12 protein-coding genes are annotated in these 18,665 nt (G+C 66.8%); 5 read left to right on the top strand and 7 right to left on the bottom strand.

Annotated features, from left to right (window positions below; genetic code table 11):
• The 3 genes from IAE34_RS00005 to IAE34_RS00015 form a co-directional block, all read right to left on the bottom strand.
• Nucleotides 1-1,486: condensation domain-containing protein (locus IAE34_RS00005; RefSeq protein WP_233630855.1), on the bottom strand; the 1,486-nt coding region annotated here is incomplete at its 3' end.
• On the bottom strand, nucleotides 1,483-4,896 hold the full coding sequence (locus IAE34_RS00010; protein ID WP_200136810.1) for a non-ribosomal peptide synthetase: 3,414 nt from the start codon (nucleotides 4,894-4,896) through the stop codon (nucleotides 1,483-1,485). The genes IAE34_RS00005 and IAE34_RS00010, both read right to left, overlap by 4 nt.
• Nucleotides 4,897-5,072: 176 nt before the next feature.
• Complete coding sequence (locus tag IAE34_RS00015; protein ID WP_200136811.1) at nucleotides 5,073-6,056, bottom strand: TauD/TfdA family dioxygenase; 984 nt, start codon at nucleotides 6,054-6,056, stop codon at nucleotides 5,073-5,075.
• Between the two features lie 194 nt (nucleotides 6,057-6,250).
• On the opposite strand from IAE34_RS00015, the gene IAE34_RS00020 reads away from it, so the two are divergent.
• From IAE34_RS00020 to IAE34_RS00035, 4 genes are all read left to right on the top strand, one after another.
• Nucleotides 6,251-6,997: a carbon-nitrogen hydrolase family protein gene (locus tag IAE34_RS00020; RefSeq protein ID WP_200136812.1), complete on the top strand. Its 747-nt coding sequence runs from the start codon at nucleotides 6,251-6,253 to the stop codon at nucleotides 6,995-6,997.
• Between the two features lie 611 nt (nucleotides 6,998-7,608).
• On the top strand, nucleotides 7,609-8,475 hold the full coding sequence (locus tag IAE34_RS00025; protein ID WP_200136813.1) for an AraC family transcriptional regulator: 867 nt from the start codon (nucleotides 7,609-7,611) through the stop codon (nucleotides 8,473-8,475).
• Between the two features lie 30 nt (nucleotides 8,476-8,505).
• Nucleotides 8,506-8,892, top strand: coding sequence for a cupin domain-containing protein (locus tag IAE34_RS00030; protein ID WP_200136814.1), 387 nt, complete (start codon nucleotides 8,506-8,508; stop codon nucleotides 8,890-8,892).
• A 159-nt stretch (nucleotides 8,893-9,051) separates the two neighbouring features.
• A complete protein-coding gene (locus IAE34_RS00035; RefSeq protein ID WP_200136815.1) occupies nucleotides 9,052-11,256 on the top strand; it encodes an LTA synthase family protein in 2,205 nt (734 codons plus the stop codon).
• A gap of 24 nt (nucleotides 11,257-11,280) precedes the next feature.
• Here IAE34_RS00035 and IAE34_RS00040 read toward each other — a convergent pair whose 3' ends face one another.
• Complete coding sequence (locus IAE34_RS00040) at nucleotides 11,281-12,525, bottom strand: sigma-54-dependent transcriptional regulator (protein WP_200136816.1); 1,245 nt, start codon at nucleotides 12,523-12,525, stop codon at nucleotides 11,281-11,283.
• A 331-nt stretch (nucleotides 12,526-12,856) separates the two neighbouring features.
• Between IAE34_RS00040 and IAE34_RS00045 the strand changes: the two genes are divergently transcribed.
• Nucleotides 12,857-13,123 carry a hypothetical protein gene (locus IAE34_RS00045; protein ID WP_200136817.1) on the top strand — a complete coding sequence of 89 codons (267 nt, stop codon included), beginning with the start codon at nucleotides 12,857-12,859 and terminating at the stop codon, nucleotides 13,121-13,123.
• 120 nt (nucleotides 13,124-13,243) lie between these two features.
• Here the strand turns inward: IAE34_RS00045 and IAE34_RS00050 are convergent, their stop codons facing one another.
• The 3 genes from IAE34_RS00050 to cobN are packed head-to-tail and all read right to left on the bottom strand — an operon-like array spanning nucleotide 13,244 to nucleotide 18,664.
• Complete coding sequence (locus IAE34_RS00050) at nucleotides 13,244-13,852, bottom strand: vWA domain-containing protein (RefSeq protein ID WP_325100962.1); 609 nt, start codon at nucleotides 13,850-13,852, stop codon at nucleotides 13,244-13,246.
• A 50-nt stretch (nucleotides 13,853-13,902) separates the two neighbouring features.
• Complete coding sequence (locus IAE34_RS00055; RefSeq protein ID WP_200136818.1) at nucleotides 13,903-14,913, bottom strand: ATP-binding protein; 1,011 nt, start codon at nucleotides 14,911-14,913, stop codon at nucleotides 13,903-13,905.
• A 1-nt stretch (nucleotide 14,914) separates the two neighbouring features.
• The gene (gene cobN, locus IAE34_RS00060; RefSeq protein ID WP_200136819.1) at nucleotides 14,915-18,664 is read right to left on the bottom strand and encodes a cobaltochelatase subunit CobN; all 3,750 of its coding nucleotides are present in this window, start codon (nucleotides 18,662-18,664) and stop codon (nucleotides 14,915-14,917) included.
• Nucleotide 18,665 lies beyond the last annotated feature (1 nt).

Consider the following 18,665-nt stretch of genomic DNA (forward strand, 5'->3'; position numbering starts at 1 on the left):
CCCCCCCCCCGGCCGCCGCCACCCCCGGCCCCCCAAGACGGTGCAACGGCAACTGCGGCGCGTCCAGCAATTGCCCAAGCAACTGCAGGAAGGCCGGAATGAATGCCTGCACTGTGTCGCGGCGGTACAGGTCGCTGGCGAACGTCATCTGGCCATGGATCAGTTGCCCATCGTCGGTGATGTCCAGCGCCAGGTCGAAATGGGTGCCTGCCTTGTCCAGCGGATACTCGGCGACGCTCAGCCCTGGCAAGGCAAGGGTACGCTGGCGCTGCATGCCGACGTTCTGGTTGAACTTGACCTGGAACAGAGGATTGTGGCCGAGGGTGCGCTCGGGCACCAGCGCGTCCACCAGTTGCTCGAACGGCAGCTCCTGGTGCGCCTGGGCACCGAGCACGGCTTCGCGCACCTGGCCCAGCAGCGCATCGAAACTCAGGCGCTCGTCCACCTGGCAGCGCAGCACCTGGGTGTTGACGAAAAAGCCGATCAGCCCCTCGGCCTCGGCGCGGCTGCGGTTGGCATTGGGCACGCCGATGCGGATGTCACGCTGGCCCGACAGCCGCGAGACGAACAGCGAGAAACCGGCCAGCACCAGCATGAACAGCGTCAGGCCCTGGGCGCGTGCGCAGGCGCTCAGGCGCCGGGACAGCTCGGGGCCGAAGTCGAAGCTCAGGGTCTGGCCCTCGAAGCTCTGGGTCAATGGCCGGGCGAAGTCGCTGGCCACCTCCAGCAGCGGTTGTTCTTCACCCAATTGCTGGCGCCAGTAGTCGAGCTGACGCTCGCCCTCCCCGGCCTCGAGCCAGCGACGCTGCCAGATGGCGTAGTCGGCGTACTGAACCGGCAAGGCCGGCAGCGCTGGCGTGAGGCCCTGGCTGAAAGCCTGGTAGCCTTGCACGAACTCCCTGACCATCACATCCATCGACCAGCCATCGGACACGATGTGGTGCATGCACACCAGCAACACGTGCTCCTCGCCCCCCAGGCGATACAGGCTGGCGCGCAGCAACGGGCCGTGCAGCAGGTCGAAAGGTCGCTCGCTGGCCAGGTCGACCTGCGCCGCCAGGTCGGCTTCACGTCGCTCGCCGGGCACCTGGCTCAAATCGACCCGTTCCAGCGCCATCGGCTGGGCCGGGAGGATGACCTGGCGCGGCTGATCGGCATCGGTGGCGAACACCGTGCGCAGCACCTCGTGACGCTCCAGCAAGTGATCGAAGGCCCGTTGCAAGGCCTGCTCGTCCAGGCGCCCGCGCAGGCGCAGCGCCGCGGCCATGTTGTAAGCCGGACTGTGCGGCTCCAGTTGCCAGAGGAAGAACAGGCGCTGCTGGGCGAACGACAAGGGAATGCTGGCCACGTCATGACGCGACTCGACCACTGGCAGGAGGCTGAAGTCCTTGCCGTCCGCGCGCAGCTTGGCCAGGAATTGACGCCGTTGCTCGAGCGGCAAGCCGACGAAGCGTTGCGCGATACGTGCTGCCATGCTGCCACTCATGCCTGAACTCCTTCCAACGAACCCATGAACGCGTCCATATCCGACCAGTCGTCGGCTCCAGCCTCGCCCTGCGCCAGCCGCTCGACCTCGGCCGCCAGCTCACCAAGGGTCGGCAACTCGAACAGGCTGCGCAGCGCCAGCACCACCCCCAGCCGATCCTTGACCCTGGCCAGCACCTGAGCGGCGAGCAACGAATGCCCACCCAGCTCGAAGAAGTGATCGTCCAGCCCTACGGCGTCCACCTGCAGCACCTCGCTCCAGATCTGCGCCAGTTGCTGCTGCGGCGCGGTCTGCGGCGCACGGTACTGGGCTTGCACCAGGCTCGGATCCGGCGCCGGCAACGCCTTGCGGTCGAGCTTGCCGCTGACCGTCAACGGCAGGCGCGGCAGCAGCACCAGGTGACTGGGCACCATGTATTCGGGCAGGCGCGCCTTTAGCAGGCTACGCACCTGCTGACGCAGTCGCGCTTGCTCGGCCTCGTCCTCCATCACCGCCCCTTCGGGCACCACGTAGGCCACCAGTTGCTGCCCGCCTTGCAGCGGCACGGCCAGCACCACGGCCTCGCGCACCCCCGGGCACTGCTGCAGGCGCGCCTCGATCTCACCCAGCTCGATGCGGAAACCACGAATCTTCACCTGATGGTCGACCCGACCGATGTACTCGATCGCGCCGCCAGGGCCTACTCGCGCCCGGTCGCCGGTACGGTACAGGCGCTGGCCCTCGCGGAACGGGTCGGCGACGAAACGTTGCGCCGTCAGCGCCGCCTGGCCGTGGTAACCCCGCGCCAGTCCAGGGCCGCCGATGTACAGCTCACCGATGGCGCCGGGTGGCAGCAGGCCAAGCTGATCGTCGAGCACATACAGCGGCCGCCCGGCCAGGCCGTGGCCGATGGGAATGCCGCGCCAGGACACCGCATCGTGGTGCAGGTCGCTGCAATCATGCACGGTCGAGACCACCGTGGCCTCGGTCGGGCCGTAGGTGTTGAGCAGGCGCACATGCCCCAGGCCCGCCAAGCGCCACAGGCGCAGGCCATCGACGGCCATCGCCTCGCCGCCGACGTGGATCTGGCGCAACGCCCCGTAGCTGGCCGGTGGCCGGGCCGCGAAGTCTTGCACCAGCCAGTGCCAGTAGGCGGCTGGCAGATCCGCCAGGGTCACGCCGTGGTCGATCAAGACCTGATGCAGAGCCGCGCTGTCCCACAGACGGTCGTCACGCAGCACCACGCAAGCGCCATGGCACAGCGGCGGGAAGAACTGCTCGACGAATCCATCGAAGCTGCTGGTGGCGAACTGCAGCACGCGGTCGCCTTCACGCAGGTCGCTGTAGTCGATGGCCCGCGCGATGAATTCGCTCAGCGCCCCATGGCTGATGGCCACGCCCTTGGGTCGCCCGGTGGAGCCGGAGGTGTAGATGACATAGGCCAGGTGCTCTGGCGCCACGGTGATGGGCAACGGCTCGGCGGGCCACTCATCCAGCGCCAGGCGGTCCAGGCACAGGCAGGTGACGCCCTCCTGGCTTGGCAGGCCCGGCAACTGCGCAGTTTCGGTCAGCAGCCAGTACAGGCCGCTGTCGCCCAGCACCTGGGACACCCGCTCGGCCGGCGCCTGCACATCCAGCGGCACGTAGGCACCTCCGGCCTTGAGCACGCCGAGCAGGGCCACGGCCAGCTCCAGCGAGCGCTGCAGCGCTACGCCCACCAGCTTGTCAGGCCCTACGCCTTGCTCGCGCAGGTAGTGAGCCAGGCGGTTGCTGCGCGCCTCGAGCTCGGCATAGGACATCGATGGCGATTCTACGGCCCCGGCCAGCACCAGCGCCTGGGCCTGGGGGGTGCGCAGGGCCTGGGCCTGGAACAGCGCCTGCACGGGCTGCAAGGCGTGCTCAGGCTGGGGCGGATACTGCAACAACGCCTGCTGCTCGGACTCACCGAGCAACGCCAACTGTCCCAGAGGTTGCTGCACATCGCGACACACTGCCTGCAACAGCTGCTGCCAGTGGGTGGCCAGGGCGGCGATGGTGTCGCGCTCGAACAGGTCGGTGGCGTAGGTGAAGGCGGCGAACAGTTGCTCGCCTTCTTCGCGCGTGTCGAGCATCAGGTCACTGGTGGCGGCATGCCGACGGCCAGCGCCCGCCAGTTGCTGTTCGCTCAGGTAGCCGACCCGGAGGCCGGACTGCAACTGCACGCTGTGCAGGTCGGTGACCAGCGGCTGGTGATTGAACATCACCTGGAACAGCGGCGTATGGCTCTGGCTACGGGTAGGCTGCAAGGTTTCGATCAGCGCATCGAATGGCAGGTCCTGATGCGCCTGGGCGCCGATCACGGCCTGGTGCAGCCGCGCCAGCAGCGTGGCGAAGGATTGCTGGGCGTCGAGCTGGCTGCGCAGCACCTGGGTGTTGACGAAAAAGCCCACCACGCCCTCGGTCTCGCTGCGGGTGCGGTTGGCGATCAACCCGCCGACGCGGATGTCGGTCTGGCCGCTGTAGCGCATCAGCAGGGCCTTGAAAGCGGCCAGCAGGACCGTGGAGAGGGTCACGCCCTGGGCCTGCGCCAGCTGCTTGAGGGCCTGGCGCAGATCCGGGTCGAGCACCAGCTCCAGGCGCTCGCCCTGGTGGCTGGGCTGGGCGGGATGCGGGCGATCGGTTGGCAACTCCAGCAGCGGATGCTCCTCGCCGAGCTGCTCGCGCCAGTAGTCCAGCTGGCGTTCGCGCTCACCCGCCTGCAACCAGCTGCGCTGCCACAGGGCATAGTCGCGGTAATGCACCTTGAGCGCCGGCAGCGACGGCGCCTGGCCGGCGACCAGGGCATCGTAGCTGCGCATGAATTCGTCGATCAGGATGTTCATCGACCAGCCATCGGCGATGATGTGGTGCAGCGTCAGCAACAGCACATGCTCCTGCGCCGCCAGGCGCAGCAGGACGATGCTCAGCAGCGGCCCGCGCTCCAGGTCGAAGGCCTGGTTGGCCTGGGCCGCCATCTGCTGTTGCGCCTGCTCCCAGCGCGTGGCCTGGGGCCAGTCGCTGAGGTCGATCAGCTGGATCTTGACCGGCGCGGCCGGCGACACCCGCTGCACGGCACGCTCGCCTTCCTGGGCGAAGGTGGTACGCAGGCACTCATGCCGCTCGACCAGCACGCTGAACGCCTGCTCCAGCGCCCAGGCCTGCAACTCACCATCCAGGCGCACGGCCATCGGCAGGTTGTAAGCCGCGCTGTGTGGCTCCAGCTGCCACAGGAACCACATGCGCTGCTGCGCATAGGACAGCCCGTCGCGTTCGGCAAGACCTTCACAGGACGGCATGGGCAGTTGCGCGAAGTCGATGCCCTCGCGTCGCATCCCTTCGAGGAACAGGCGGCGCTTGTCCTCGGGCAGCTCGATGAAACGGCGGGAAAGGGTCTGGGCGTCTGCGGCATTCATGTCTGGGGTCCTTGCTGATCGGCGGCGCGATCGGAAGGTCCGGTCGCATCAACAAGAACGAATGGCCACAAGGCTGATTTAGCGGCGATCGGCGCCTGCTCGCAGGCGGCAGGGCACCCAGCCAGGCGCGCCGCGGCCCGAGACCTGAGGCTCGGGCCGCGGCACCGCGCAACGGGTCAGGCGAGATCGGCCGAGTGACCTTCGGCCATGGCCACGATCACCTTGCGGCTGCCCTCGAACGGCGCGCGAGCGTGGGCTGCCAGCATGTTGTCGAGCATCAGCACGTCGCCTTCGTGCCAGGGGAAGCTGATCATGCACTGGTCCAGTACGCCGCGAATCTGCGCCAGCACTTCGTCCTCGATCGGCGAGCCGTCACCGTAGTAGACATTGCGCGGCAAGTCCTCCTCGTCGACGATGTCGAGCAGGCTCTCACGCACCTCGGGCGGCAGGTTGGAGATGTGGAACAGGTGCGCCTGGTTGAACCAGACCATGTCGCCGGTGGTGGGATGACGGGCCACGGCCTGGCACACCTGGCGCGTGCGCAGCTCGCCGTCGTCCTTCCATTCGCAGGTGATGCCGTGGGCGCGGCAGTAGGCCTCGACTTCTTGCTGGTCTTCGGTGTTGAACACCTGCTCCCAGGACACGTCCAGGCCGTTGCCGAAGTTGCGCACGTACATCAGCCCCTTGCTGACGAAGCGCTCGCGGATGTGCTCGGGAATGCGTCGATACACCTCACGGCTGTCGGCGATCGGCGTTTCACCCCCGGAGCGGGCGGCGATCATGCTGTAGAACCAGATCTTCATCGGCCAGTCGCGCGAGTAGGCCTGCTCGTTGTGCAGCGGGATGCTCTGGTGCGCGGGATACTCGGTGGAGGTATAGACGCCCTGGGTCACGTTGGTGCGCGGTGTGGAACCGAACTCGTAGTTGAGCAGGGGATGACCGAAGCGCGCGGCGAACTGACGGAAGGCCTCGGCGCCGTCCAGCTCGAAACCTCGGAACAGGATGCCGCCGTCTCGCAGCAGGTGCTCGTCCACCAGGTCCTTGAGTGCCTCGAACACCTCGAGCAGACCAGTGCCCTCCTCGGTCGCCTCGACCAGCAGCGGCAAACGCCCCTGGGCCGGCAGCAACGGACGCACGTTGAATCCCACGGCAACACCCATGACGGGCCTCCTTGTTCACACTTTCATGGCAGGGTCACGCAGGTCGACTGGCCCGCGGATCGGTATTGCTGTAGAGGACGGATCGCGCGGGACGCAAATTAGTCGTGCCGGCGTGGCGCTCTCGACCACGGCCTGGGCTGCGCCGACTGTGGCCCAAGGTGTATGCTGCCCGCCTCGTCTGCACGGAGCCGACCATGAAGATCGCCGCGGCACAGATCGCCTCGATCCCCGGGCCCATCGACGCCAACCTCGCCTGGCACCTGTCGGTCGCACGCCAGGCGGCGGCCGAGGGCGTCGACGCCCTGTTCTTTCCCGAACTGTCCCTGACCGGCTACCAGACCGCCACGATCCGCGCGCTGGCGATCCAGACGCAGGACGCTCGGTTGGCCAGCTTGCAGACGCTGAGCGATGACTCCGGCATGCTGATTGCAGCGGGGGCGCCTCTGAGCGGACCGAACGGCGTTGAGATCGCACTCTTGGTGTTTCGACCCAACGCCGTGCTGACCCCATACTCCAAGCGGCTCCTGCACCCGGACGAACAGCCCTTCTTCACACCTGGGCAGACCCAGCGGATCTATCCGTGCGCCGGCCAGATGATCGCGCCGGCCATCTGCTTCGAGTCCCTGCAACCGACCCATGCCCGCGAGGCCGCCGAGGCCGGCGCCACGCTGTACATGGCCAGCGTGGCCAAGTCCGCCGCCGGCATGGACGCGGCCTGGCGTCACTACGCCGAGGTGGCACAGGCATTCGGCATGACCGTGGTGATGGCCAACTGCATAGGCCCTGCCGACGACTATCTTGGGGCTGGTGGCTCGGGCATCTGGCGTGCCGACGGCGAGCTGCTCGCACAGGCGCCGTCCCAGGAGCAGTTCCTGGTGATTCATGATTCGAGCACGGGTGAGGCTTCAGTGGTGAAATTGCAGACGCGGGGAGACGCCTAAGGTTAGAAAGCGCTGGATGCCGGATGCTGTGCCCCCCCCGGAATGGCACGAATGAATCGGACTCGACGCCCCCACCGGGAACACCAAGGTCTGGTCGCGATCATCCGAGTTCGAATTTACGACACCTCGCCATCAGCCCAGCGCCAACGCCTACCGCTATGACCGACACATATCCAGCATCCAACCCGCACCATTGCGCATCGCCTGCGATGAGGCTGCCCATGCTACCAAGCACTACCAGCGAAGCACCGACACACAAGCGCTGGCGGCGGGCGCGTATCGATCGATCGAAGAACACAGCCAGAACCAGAGCGCCTGCGAGATGGCCTAGAGCGGACATACCGGGACCTATACGTTGATAATGAGCGATTGATTCGCGCGCTGCGGGCCTATGCCACCGCTCACTTGGGCTTCTATACCAAGACAGGGCTCGGATCAGGGTGACGGATGTCGTGGCGTGTACCCTATTCGATCTTGCCCATACCTAGCTGCCAGCCTATTCATCTCCAACGGTAATCCGTTTCATCGATATTCCAATCCAGGCCAACTATCATGGTCCCCGCGGCCAGAACATCTCCATCGGCCAACCCAATCTCCGGACGCCACGTGCCATGCCCCTCTCACCCCCTCGCCCGCCGGTCTCGGACTGGGTCATTCGCAGCGCACAGCCCAGCGGGGTGGAACGCATCGAGGCGTGGTTCGGCAGCCACGGCTACGACTCGCATCGGCATGACACCTACTCCATCGGTCGCACCCTCACCGGCGTGCAGAGTTTCCACTACAAGGGTGCCCTGCGCCACGGCCTGCCGGGCAATACCCTGGTGCTGCACCCGGACGAGGTGCATGACGGCATGGCGGGCACCGACGCCGGCTTCGGCTACCGCATGGCCTACATCGATCCGGCGCTGATCCAGAACGTGCTCAAGGGCGCGCCGTTGCCTTACATCGGCGGCGGGCTGTCGGAGGATCCTCGGCTGTACCGAGCCAGCGAAGCCTTCGTGCAGGCGCTCGACCACCCGCTCGATGCCCTGGAAGAACAGGACGCCCTGTACGACCTGGCCACCGCCCTGCGCGCCGTCGCCGGCAAGCCACGCGGACGCAAGTGCCTGGACTATGTGGCAGCCGAACGTGCCCGCGCGTTCATCCTCGAGCATCTGCACCACGACATCACCCTGGGGATGCTCGAACAGGCCAGTGGCCGCGAACGCTGGAGCCTGTCCCGGGATTTTCGCACGCTCTACGGAACCAGCCCGTATCGCTTCGTCACCCTGCGCCGGCTCGACGGCTTCAGGCGGCTGATTCTCGATGGTTTCAGCCTGGTCGATGCCGCGCTGGCCGCCGGATTTCACGACCAGAGCCACATGACCCGGCACTTCACCCGCTGCTACGGGGTGCCGCCCATGCGCTGGCTGGAGCGCCTGCACGCCTCGCGCCGAGTTGCAGGATCGTACAAGAAGCCCACTGACGAGGAGCGATAGGCTGAGGACTCCAATCAACGAGGAATCGCCATGTCCACATCGTCCACGTCGCCCACCCCACGCCCGGTGAACCTGCTGCACAAGGTGGGCCTGATCGAGCAGCCCTGGAGCCCGAGGGTGGTGGCGCAGATGAACGACTACCAGTTCAAGGTGGTACGCATCGAGGGTGAGTTCATCTGGCATTCGCACCCGGAAACCGATGAAGCCTTCATCGTGCTCGAAGGCACCCTGCGCATCGATCTGCCGCAGGGCCCGGTGTACGTCGCACCGGGCGAGCTGTACGTGGTGCCGCGCGGCGTGCAGCACCGTACCGCCGCCGAGGGCGAGGCCAAACTGATGATGATCGAGCCGGAGGGGGTATTGAATACCGGGCAGGAAGGCGGCGAGCGTACCGCCCTGAACGACGTGTGGATCTGAGCCCGCAGCCACGCAGACACTGACGCGTCGACGATGACGGTGTTCAGGCACGCCACCGAGGCAATGGTAACCATCCTTGTCATGATCAGCCCCGGGCATTCCCCGCTGGTATGATGGAGCACATTTTCGTGACATCTTCATGGCAAGGACTATCCGTTCGTGAACACTCTGCTCGGCCACCCCCGCGCCCGGCTCGCCACGCTGGCCGTGCTGGTGGTGGCGCTGCCACTGGCCATCCGCGCATCGCTTGGCTGGTCCGCCCCGCAAGGCTACCTTTCCGACCTGGTGGTCGGCAGCCTGTTGCTGTTCGTGCTGCAGCGCAGTCCCTGGTGGCTGGCGCTGCCTGTGCTGCTCGCCTGGGCCGGCTTGCTGGTGGCGTCTGCCGAACTGGTCAATGCGGTTGGCCGCCTGCCCGACAGCGGCGACCTGGCCTACCTGTTCGATCCGCAATTCATGGAGAACTCCACCTCGGGCGTATTGGCCCATCCCTGGCTGCCATGGCTTCTGGGCGGGGGTATCGGCCTGTGGTCGTTGAGCCACTGGCGCGCCAGACGCCTACCGTCAACCGGCCTGCCGCGCCACGCTTGGGCGGCGCCAGCCCTGCTGCTGTGCCTGCACTGGGGCAGTGAGCAGCTGTTGCCCAGCGACAGCGAGCCGTGGCGCCAGTACAGTCTTGGCCATCAGTTGCTCAGCGCCGCCGGCAGCGACCTGCAGCTCAAGGCCCGGCAATGGCTGGGCCACGACCTCAGCGTCACGCCACTGCCCAGCTCTGGCCTCACCCAGAGCGACCTGGACGGGCGCAAGTTGCTGGATGCGCCGGGACGTGCCCGCAACCTGCTGCTGATCACCCTCGAGGGGATCCCGGGGGCCTACCTGCGTGCCAACCGGGAAGCCCTGCACAGCCGTTTCAACGCGGAGCCGATGCCCAACCTCAGCCGCTGGGCCGAGCGCGGCATGAACACGCCGGACTACGTCCTGCACACCCACCAGACCATTCGCGGCCTGTACGCCATGCTCTGCGGCGACTACGACAAGCTCGCCAACGGCACGCCCAAGGGCGTCGAGCTGCTCACCCAGGACCAGCGCAACCAGGCCTGCCTGCCCGCCCAGTTGCGCCAGGCCGGCTTCAGCACGCACTACCTGCAAGGCGCCGGTCTGCGCTTCATGGCCAAGGACCGGATCATGCCCCACGTGGGCTTCGATGCCGTGCACGGTGTGGAATGGTTCCGCAATCCGAATCACCTGGAGTTTCCTTGGGGCAAGGACGACCGGGCCTTCTTCGAGGGCGCGGCGGACTACGTGGAGCACCTGCGGCAAAGCGACCAACCATGGATGCTCACCCTGCTCACGGTCGGCACCCACCAGCCCTACTCCGCCCCGGACGATTACCTGCAACGCCATGCCACGCCGAAACAGGCGGCAGTGGCGTATCTGGACGACGCGCTTGGCGCGTTCCTCGACAAGCTGGCGCACCAGGGCGTGCTGGAAGACACGCTGGTGGTCATCACCTCGGATGAATCCCACGGCATCGACGGGGTACGTCTGGCGTCGGCCTGGGGGTTCAACCTGACCCTTGCACCCGAACAGCGCCAACTGCCACGACTCAAGGCGGGCACCTACGGCCATGTCGACCTGGCCACTTCCCTGCTCGACTATTTCACCCTGCCGATACCGGCAGCCCTCGCCGGCCGCTCACTGTTCCGCGACTATGAAACCGGGCGGGAGATGATCTCCTTTACCAACGGCCTGCTGCGTTATCACGACGGTCGCGGCACCTTGAGCGAGTGCGATTTCCAGCAGCGTTGCCGGCGCTACGCCAGCGACGGCTTCATTGCCGACCAGGCACGGGCGCTCGGTCGTGGCGACGCTGCGCTGGGTCGACAGATCGACGCCCTGGCCGAGGTGCTGGACCAGTCGCTGCAGCGCACGCCGCTGAACCTGCGCTATCAGTTCGGCGGCCCCACGGCGATCGCCCTGCGTCAGGCCATCCGCGATGACTGGGCCGACAACCTCATCGGCGCCCAATACCTGGAAATGCCGGAAGGTTCGCATACCCGGGTCAGGGTCAAGGTTCGCGCGCTGGACACGGCTCACGGCGCGCACCTGCAGCTCAAGGCCAAACAGCAGGAGCAGGACGTGCCGCTGGGCCTGCCGGACGAAATCCTGGTCACGGCCGACCGTCCGCTGGAGCTGGAATTCGGCTTCGACAACCCGCAGCAGCGCAAGGCGTTTTCCTTCCACCTGCTCGGTTATGGCGCAGGCGAGGTGGAAGTGAGCGACTTCAGTGTGATTACCGCCCTGCCCGGCGAGGACGAGGCGCTGGAAGATGGCCCGAACGACAGCGACATCGCCCAGTCGAGCTGATCGGGCGAAGCCGCTCGCCCTGGCTCAACGGATCCGATGCTTGTGCAGCAAGCGGTAGAAGGTGGGGCGGGAGATGCCCAGCACCTTGGCGGCGATGCTCATGTTGTCGCTGTGGCGGTTGAGCACATCGCACAGTGCCTGGCGCTCGGCGCGGTGCTTGTAGTCTTCTAGAGTACCCAAGGGGGCGTGCGCCTCGTCCAGTGCCGGCAAGCCCAGGTCCTGAGCTCCGATATGTCGACCTTCGGCCAGAACCAGTCCCCGGCGCACGCGAATGGCCAACTCACGTACATTGCCTGGCCAGTCATGACGCCCCATCGCAGCCAGCGCCTCGTCGCTGAAGGCACGTGGTCGGCGCCCGGTTTGGCGGCTGTAGAAGCGTGCGAAGTGGTTGGCCAGGATGGCCAGGTCACCGTGGCGTTCACGCAGCGGTGCAATGACCACCGCCACGGCGTCGAGGCGATGACGCAGCGCCTCGGACATCCGCCCTTGCGCGGGATCTAGCTGGGTCGCGGCCAGCACCCGGATATCCGCGGGCGAACCCGGCATGCCGAGCGCTCGCCCTTCAAGCGCTCGCAGCAGTTCGGCCTGAGCCTCCAAGGATAGGTCACACAGCTCGTCGATGAACAGCGTTCCGCCCTGGGCCGCCGCCAGAAGGCCGGCCACGGCCTGCGGCGGTTGCGCAGCGCAATTCATGACGACGAACGGCTGGTCGTGTCGAGGCGACTGCCGGTGCAGCAGCCTCGCGACCAACTCCTTGCCCGTACCGCTTTCGCCACGGATCAGCACGGTTGCCTCGGTCGGCGCCAATTCGGCCAACAGTTGGCGTAGTTCACGTACGGGCCGGCTGTCCCCCAGCAGTTCGTGCTCGGTCGGCGCCGCCGGCAGTACTGGCCGGCCACGCAAGCGCGCCATGCCATAGGCGCGTGCCAGGGTGACCTGAACGCGGGAAAGATCCAGAGGCAGTGTGTGGAAATCGAAGAACCATTCACTGACGAAATCGCCGACATCCTGCAAGCGCAACTCTTGCACGCTCAGCACCGCGATCCACTCGGTATCGCTGCGTGCGATCAGGTCCTCGATCGCTTGCCGTTGCTGCAGATGCGAGGCCTGCAGGCGCAACACGCCGATGTCGCATGCCTGTTGCATTGCAGCGTCCAGGGTGCTGCTGCGCACGGTCCAGCCAGCGCTCGCGAGCACGGGCAGCAGGCGCTGACAGTCGTCGCAGGGGTCGACGACGAGCAAACGGCGTTGCATGGCGGATCCGGGCATGACCTGTCCTTGGCGCCAAATATCCGTTTTCAGAAGAGAAACAGTAACTTGCGGCGGCCGAACTAACAGTAGCAATGAACTTGACGCAGGCCATGACCGTTTGTCTGCCAAATCGAGAGATGCTGTACGCCGTGGGGAATTAATTGCATGGGCTGTCGTCACACGCGGCGTACGTCATGGACGACTGCGAGGTCTTGAATAATTTTTTTCAACGACCTTGTGACTTCACCGGCAACTTGGAGCATCAGTACCCATAACCCCGCGCTGCAATCATTCATTCAGGCAGCGCGGATCGTCATCTAGCTGTTTGGGACCAAAGAGAGACCGAACCATGAATGCCCCGCTCCGTGTCAACGAAGCACTGCTGATCGCCGACCACGCCTTCGAACCTTTCCAGTGCGTTGCCTGGGATGCACCCAACGGTACTGGTGAGCTGAGCCTGGCAGTGATCGACCGGACCAGTACCCGCATTGGCAGCAAACAGGTTTCCTCACGCATCTATTCCGACCGTAAGCAATGGGTGAGTCTGATCCAGGAAGTTCGCGCCGAATTGTGCGACAAGGGCTATGACTTGCAACCCTGGTCGATGCCGAAATGATCGTACGCACTCGCTGCGCGCATTAACTCCCGCTGTGCCCCCGCCCCCGCGCGGGCAACTTTCTGCTGCTAACATGGCAACTTGCAAGTCCTGCGTCCGATTGCCGCAGCCACGCCCAATTCATAGTACTTTGAACTGCTCGATATGCTGGTAGTGCGCATTGAGTTCATTGGCAAGTTGTGCAGCGCGCCCCAGACGCACCGGCGCAGTCTCGATATCCACCAGTTCGCAAGGGCATGGCAAGGGCCGTACCGGCTGCCAGCGCTGCAAACGTCCATCGGTCACTACCAGACACCGCTGTATTTCATGGGGATAGGCCTTGGCGCGCCTTAGCAGCCACTGACGGGCCTGCTCCAGGGCAGCCAGCAAAGGTGTTCCCCCGCCAGCCCCGAGCAGGCGCAGCCACGGTTGCAGCGCCGCCGAGGCTTTCAACCCGTGCCGCTGCCACTGAGGAGCGCTGCCGCTGGCAGTGAGCAGCGTGAGGCGGGCGCGTTGGCGATAGGCCTGGTCGAACACGCTCGCCAGTAAACCCTTGGCCTGGGCCAGCGCGCCGTGGCGACGCGTCGAGGCAGACGCATCGACGATCACCAGCCACAGTTCAGGCGCCTGTCCACGCTGCTGCTGCCAGCAGAGTTGATCGAGCCGGGTCGGCCGGCCCTTGAGCAGCGTCCTGGCCCAGGCCGGACGTCCCCGCGCAGCACTCTGCGTGTGGCCACGGCGGGCGCCGATGCGCGTGCCAGCCTTGGGGGTGGCATCCGCAGCCGAAGCAGCGCGGATGCTCAGGGCTTTTTTGCCCAGTTCGGCACCTCGCGACGTGCCTGGGCGATCACCGGCTGCGCCGGCAGCGCGCCCCAGTCCCCTGCTCCGCTCTGAGGCTGTTCCGCTTGCTGCTGAGCCTGGCCTGCGGCAGGCGGCGGCTGCTGACCCTGGGCTGACGCGTCCGGCCGACGTCGATGACGCAAGGCGAATTCGGCCACCGCCTGCACGTCCTCCTGCGCAATCATGGTGACGCCGCGCCAGGCAGCGTGGGCACGGGCCGCGCGCAGCCAGACCAGATCCGCACGCACACCGTCCACAGCGGCTGCGAAGCAGCGCTCGCTGATCCAATCCAGGGCCTGATCGTCCAGAGCGATGGCGGACAATCGCTCGCGTGCCTGCTGGCATCGCTCGCGCAGCTGCGACTGGGCCGCCGCCCACTGTGCACAGAACCCCTGCGGGTCGCTGTCGAAGGCCAGACGGCGCCGCACGATCTGCTGCCGATCGGCCGGCGTCGGCATCCCTTGCAAGGCGACGTTCAAGCCGAAACGGTCCAGCAGTTGCGGGCGCAGCTCGCCCTCTTCCGGGTTCATGGTGCCGATGAGCACGAAGCGCGCGGCATGCCGATGGGAAATGCCGTCACGCTCGATGCGGTTGGTGCCGCTGGCAGCCACGTCCAGCAGCAAGTCCACCAGCGGATCGGGTAACAGGTTGACTTCATCGACATACAGCACGCCGCCATCGGCCTGGGCCAGCACACCCGGCGAAAAGCGCGCCTGGCCCTGGCCGAGCGCGGCCTCCAGGTCCAGGGTGCCGACCAGGCGTTCCTCGGTCGCACCCAGCGGCAAGGTCACGAACGGCCCGTCGCCGAGCAGGTCGGCCAGGCCACGCGCCAGGGTGCTCTTGGCCATGCCACGCGGCCCTTCGATGAGCACACCGCCGATCTTCGGGTCGATGGCGTTCAGGCACAAGGCCAGCTTCAGGTCGTCGGCGCCCACCACGGCGGCCAGGGGGAATTGCAGGGGTTCGGTCATCTCAGGCCTGTTCCTCACCGTCGAGCAACTGCTGCTCGAGGGCCTCGCGGTAGTCGTCCGGCGCTTGCCACAGACCGCGCTGCTGGGCTTCGAGCAGGCGTTCGGTCAGGTCGTGCAAGGCGTGCGGGTTGTGTTCGCGCATGAAGTCGCGGGTGGCGGGATCGAGCACGTAGGCATCGGTCAGCGCCTGGTAGTGATGGTCATCGATCAGCTGCGTGGTGGCGTCGAAGGCGAACAGGTTGTCGACGGTGGCCGCCAGCTCGAAAGCGCCCTTGTAGCCATGGCGCTTCACGCCGTCTATCCACTTCGGATTGAGCGCCCGGGCACGGATCACGCGGTTGAGTTCTTCCTTGAGGGTGCGGATGCGCGGCCGGTCGAGCTGGCTATGATCGCCGTGATAACCGGCCACGGTGGCGCCGGACAGGGTCTCGGACGCGGCCAGCATGCCACCCTGGAACTGGTAGTAATCGTTGGAATCGAGCAGGTCGTGCTCGTGGTTGTCCTGGTTCTGCAAGACCGCCTGCATCTGCCCCAGGCGCTGGGCGAACTGCGCGCGGGCCGGGGTGCCGTCATCGGCACCCCCGTAGGCGTATCCGCCGTGGTTGAGGTACACCTCGGCCAGGTCGGCACGCGTCTGCCAGAGGCGGCCATCGATCGCGTTCTGCACGCCGGCGCCATAGGCACCCGGTTTGGCACCGAACACCCGCCAACCGGCCTGGCGGGCGGCCTGCTCGGCCTCCATGCCCTGGGCCAGCAGCGCCTCGCGCTCACCGCGCACCCGTGCAGCCAGCGGATTGAGATCTTCCGGCTCGTCCAGGCCTGCCACGGCTTGCACGGCGGCGTCGAACAAGCGGATCAGGTTGCCGAAGGCATCACGGAAGAAACCCGAAACGCGCAGGGTGACATCCACCCGGGGGCGGTCCAGCAGGCTCAATGGCAGGATCTCGAAGTCGTCGACCCGCTGGCTGCCGGTGGCCCACACCGGCCGCACGCCCATCAGCGCCATGGCCTGGGCGATGTCGTCGCCCCCGGTGCGCATGGTCGCGGTGCCCCATACCGATAGCCCCAGCTGGCGCAGGTGGTCGCCGTGCTCCTGAAGGTGGCGTTCCAGAATCAGATTGGCCGAGGCGAAGCCCAGGCGCCAGGCGGTGGTGGTGGGCAGATTGCGCACGTCCACGGTGTAGAAGTTGCGCCCGGTAGGCAGGACGTCCAGCCGCCCACGGCTCGGCGCGCCGCTGGGCCCGGCCGGCACGAAGCGGCCGGCCAGGGCGGCCAGCAGACCCTCGATCTCGGCCCGCCCGCAGGCATCCAGACTGGGCGCCACCTGCTCGCGCAAAGCGTGCAGTACCGCGCGTACGCCCTGCCACGGCAGGTCGTCGGCCGCTACCTGGCGCCCTTCGATCAGTGCCAAGGCCAGCAGCTCGAGACGCTCGCGGGTGTCGCCATGGGTGCGCCAGGCGGCGGCGTCCATCGACGTCAGCAGCGCAGGACGTGGGCCGTGCCACGGCAGACCCAGGTCACAGTCCAGCGGGTCGAATGCCAGGTCCAGCGCGTGCGCCAGCGCCCGCAGCAGGCTGGCATTGCCGTCGCGGCCATCGCCGCGCTCGACCCGCAACAATGCCAGCAGGGTGTCGCTGCGCAGCCGACCCTGGGGTGACTGGCCGAACACGTGCAGACCGTCACGGATCTGCGACTCCTTCAGGTCGCACAGGTAGGTGTCCAGGCGCGGCAGCCAGACGGCGGCATCGTCCAGTTGCCCCTCCAGTTGCAGGTCACGGTCGATGTGGTTGGCCTTGACCAGCTCGAGAATGTCGCGCTGCAACTCTCGGGCGCGGCGCGGATCGAGCAGCTGCGCTTCGTAGTACTCGTCGGCCAGCTGTTCCAGGTGACGCAGCGGTCCGTAGGTTTCGGCGCGGGTCAGCGGCGGCATGAGGTGGTCGATGATCACCGCCTGGGTGCGGCGCTTGGCCTGGGCGCCCTCGCCGGGGTCATTGACGATGAACGGGTAGATGTTCGGCAGTGGCCCCAGCAATGCATCCGGCCAGCATTCGGCGGACAGGCCCACGCCCTTGCCCGGCAGCCATTCCAGATTGCCGTGCTTGCCCACATGGATCACCGCGTCGGCGGCGAAGGCATGGCGCAGCCAGAAGTGGAAGGCCAGGTAAGCGTGCGGTGGCACCAGGTCCGGGTCGTGATAGACGGCGCTTGGGTCCACCTGGTAGCCACGTGCGGGCTGGATGCCGACGAAGGTCATGCCGAAGCGCAGGCCGGCCACCATCATCCGTCCACTGCGGAACATCGGGTCCTGTTCGGGGCGGCCCCAGCGTTCGATCACTGCGCGCTGGTTGGCCTCGGGCAGGCCGGCGAAGGCGTGCAGGTAGTCGTCCAGGGCCAGGCTCTGGGCGCAGGGTCGCTGGTCGAGGTGCGCCAGGTCGTTGGTCACGCCGCCCAGCAACGCCTGGATCAGTGCCGTTCCGGTCGCGGGCAGGCCCTCCAGCGGATAACCCTCCGCCTGCAACGCCTGCAAAATGTTCAAGGCTGCCGCGGGTGTATCCAGGCCCACGCCATTGCCGATACGCCCATCACGGGTGGGATAGTTGGCCAGCACCAGCGCCACGCGCTTGTGCGCATTGGGCAGGCGCGCCAGCTCGACCCAGCGCCGCGCCAGCTCGGCGACGAAGTCCATGCGTTCGGGGTGGGCCTTGTAGCACACCACGTCCGACTGGCTGCGCTCGCTGCGCCAGGCCAGGTCCTTGAAGCTCACCGGACGGGTGATGATGCGTCCATCGAGTTCCGGCAGCGCAATGTGCATCGCCAGGTCACGCGCACCCAGGCCTTGCTCGCTGGCCTGCCAGGCCGGCTGATTGTCCTGGGCGCAGATGGCCTGCAGCACCGGTACGTCGCGGCGCAGCGGCCGCAGGTTGGGTCGCTCGGGACTGGACAGGGCGAAGCCGGTGGTGTTGATCACCACCTCGGCATCGACCTCGTCCAGCCACGCCTCGACCTGCTCCAGACACCCGGCCTCCTTGAGGCTGGCCACCGCGATGGGCAACGGATTCAACCCCGCCGCCTGCAAGCGCTGGCAGAACACGTCGATGAACGCCGTATTGGCCGCCTGCAAGTGCGAGCGGTAGAACAGGACAGGCGCCACCGGATGCTCGGGCTGCCATTGGCCGTACCAGTCTTCGAGCCGCGCCGTCGGCCTGGCTGGATGGTAGACGCTGGTGCGTGGCAGCGGCTGCGGGGCCTCCCAGGCGTAGGTCCGGCCCAACCACTGGCTGGCCAGGCAGTTGAACAGGTTCAGGGCGTTGGCCCTCCCGCCCTGGCGCAGGAAATGCCAGAGCCGCTCGGCCTGCTCGCGTGGCACGGTGCTCAGCCCCGTCAGTTCAGGGTCGGGCCGATCGTCGCCGGGCACCAGGATCAGTTGCACCCCGCTGGCGGACAGCGCCACCAGTTGCTCGACGCCATAGCGCCAGTAACCGACACCGCCGTGCAGCGAGACCAGTATGACCTTGGCATGTCGCAGCACCTGGTCGATGTAGAGGTCGACCGAGGCGTGGTTCTGCACCTGCATGGGGTTGGCCAGGCGCAGGCTGGGGAAGTCGGCCGGCAGCTGTTCGGCGGTGTCGGCGAGCAGCGCCAGGTGCGAATCGCCGCTGCACAGGATCACCAGCTCGGCCGGCGTCTGGCCGAGGTCGGCGATGCTGTCGTCCGGCACGAAGCCGCCGGGCTGGGTGCGCAGCAGGTGCATG

The organism is Pseudomonas sp. S30, from assembly GCF_016518545.1.
GTDB lineage: Bacteria > Pseudomonadota > Gammaproteobacteria > Pseudomonadales > Pseudomonadaceae > Aquipseudomonas.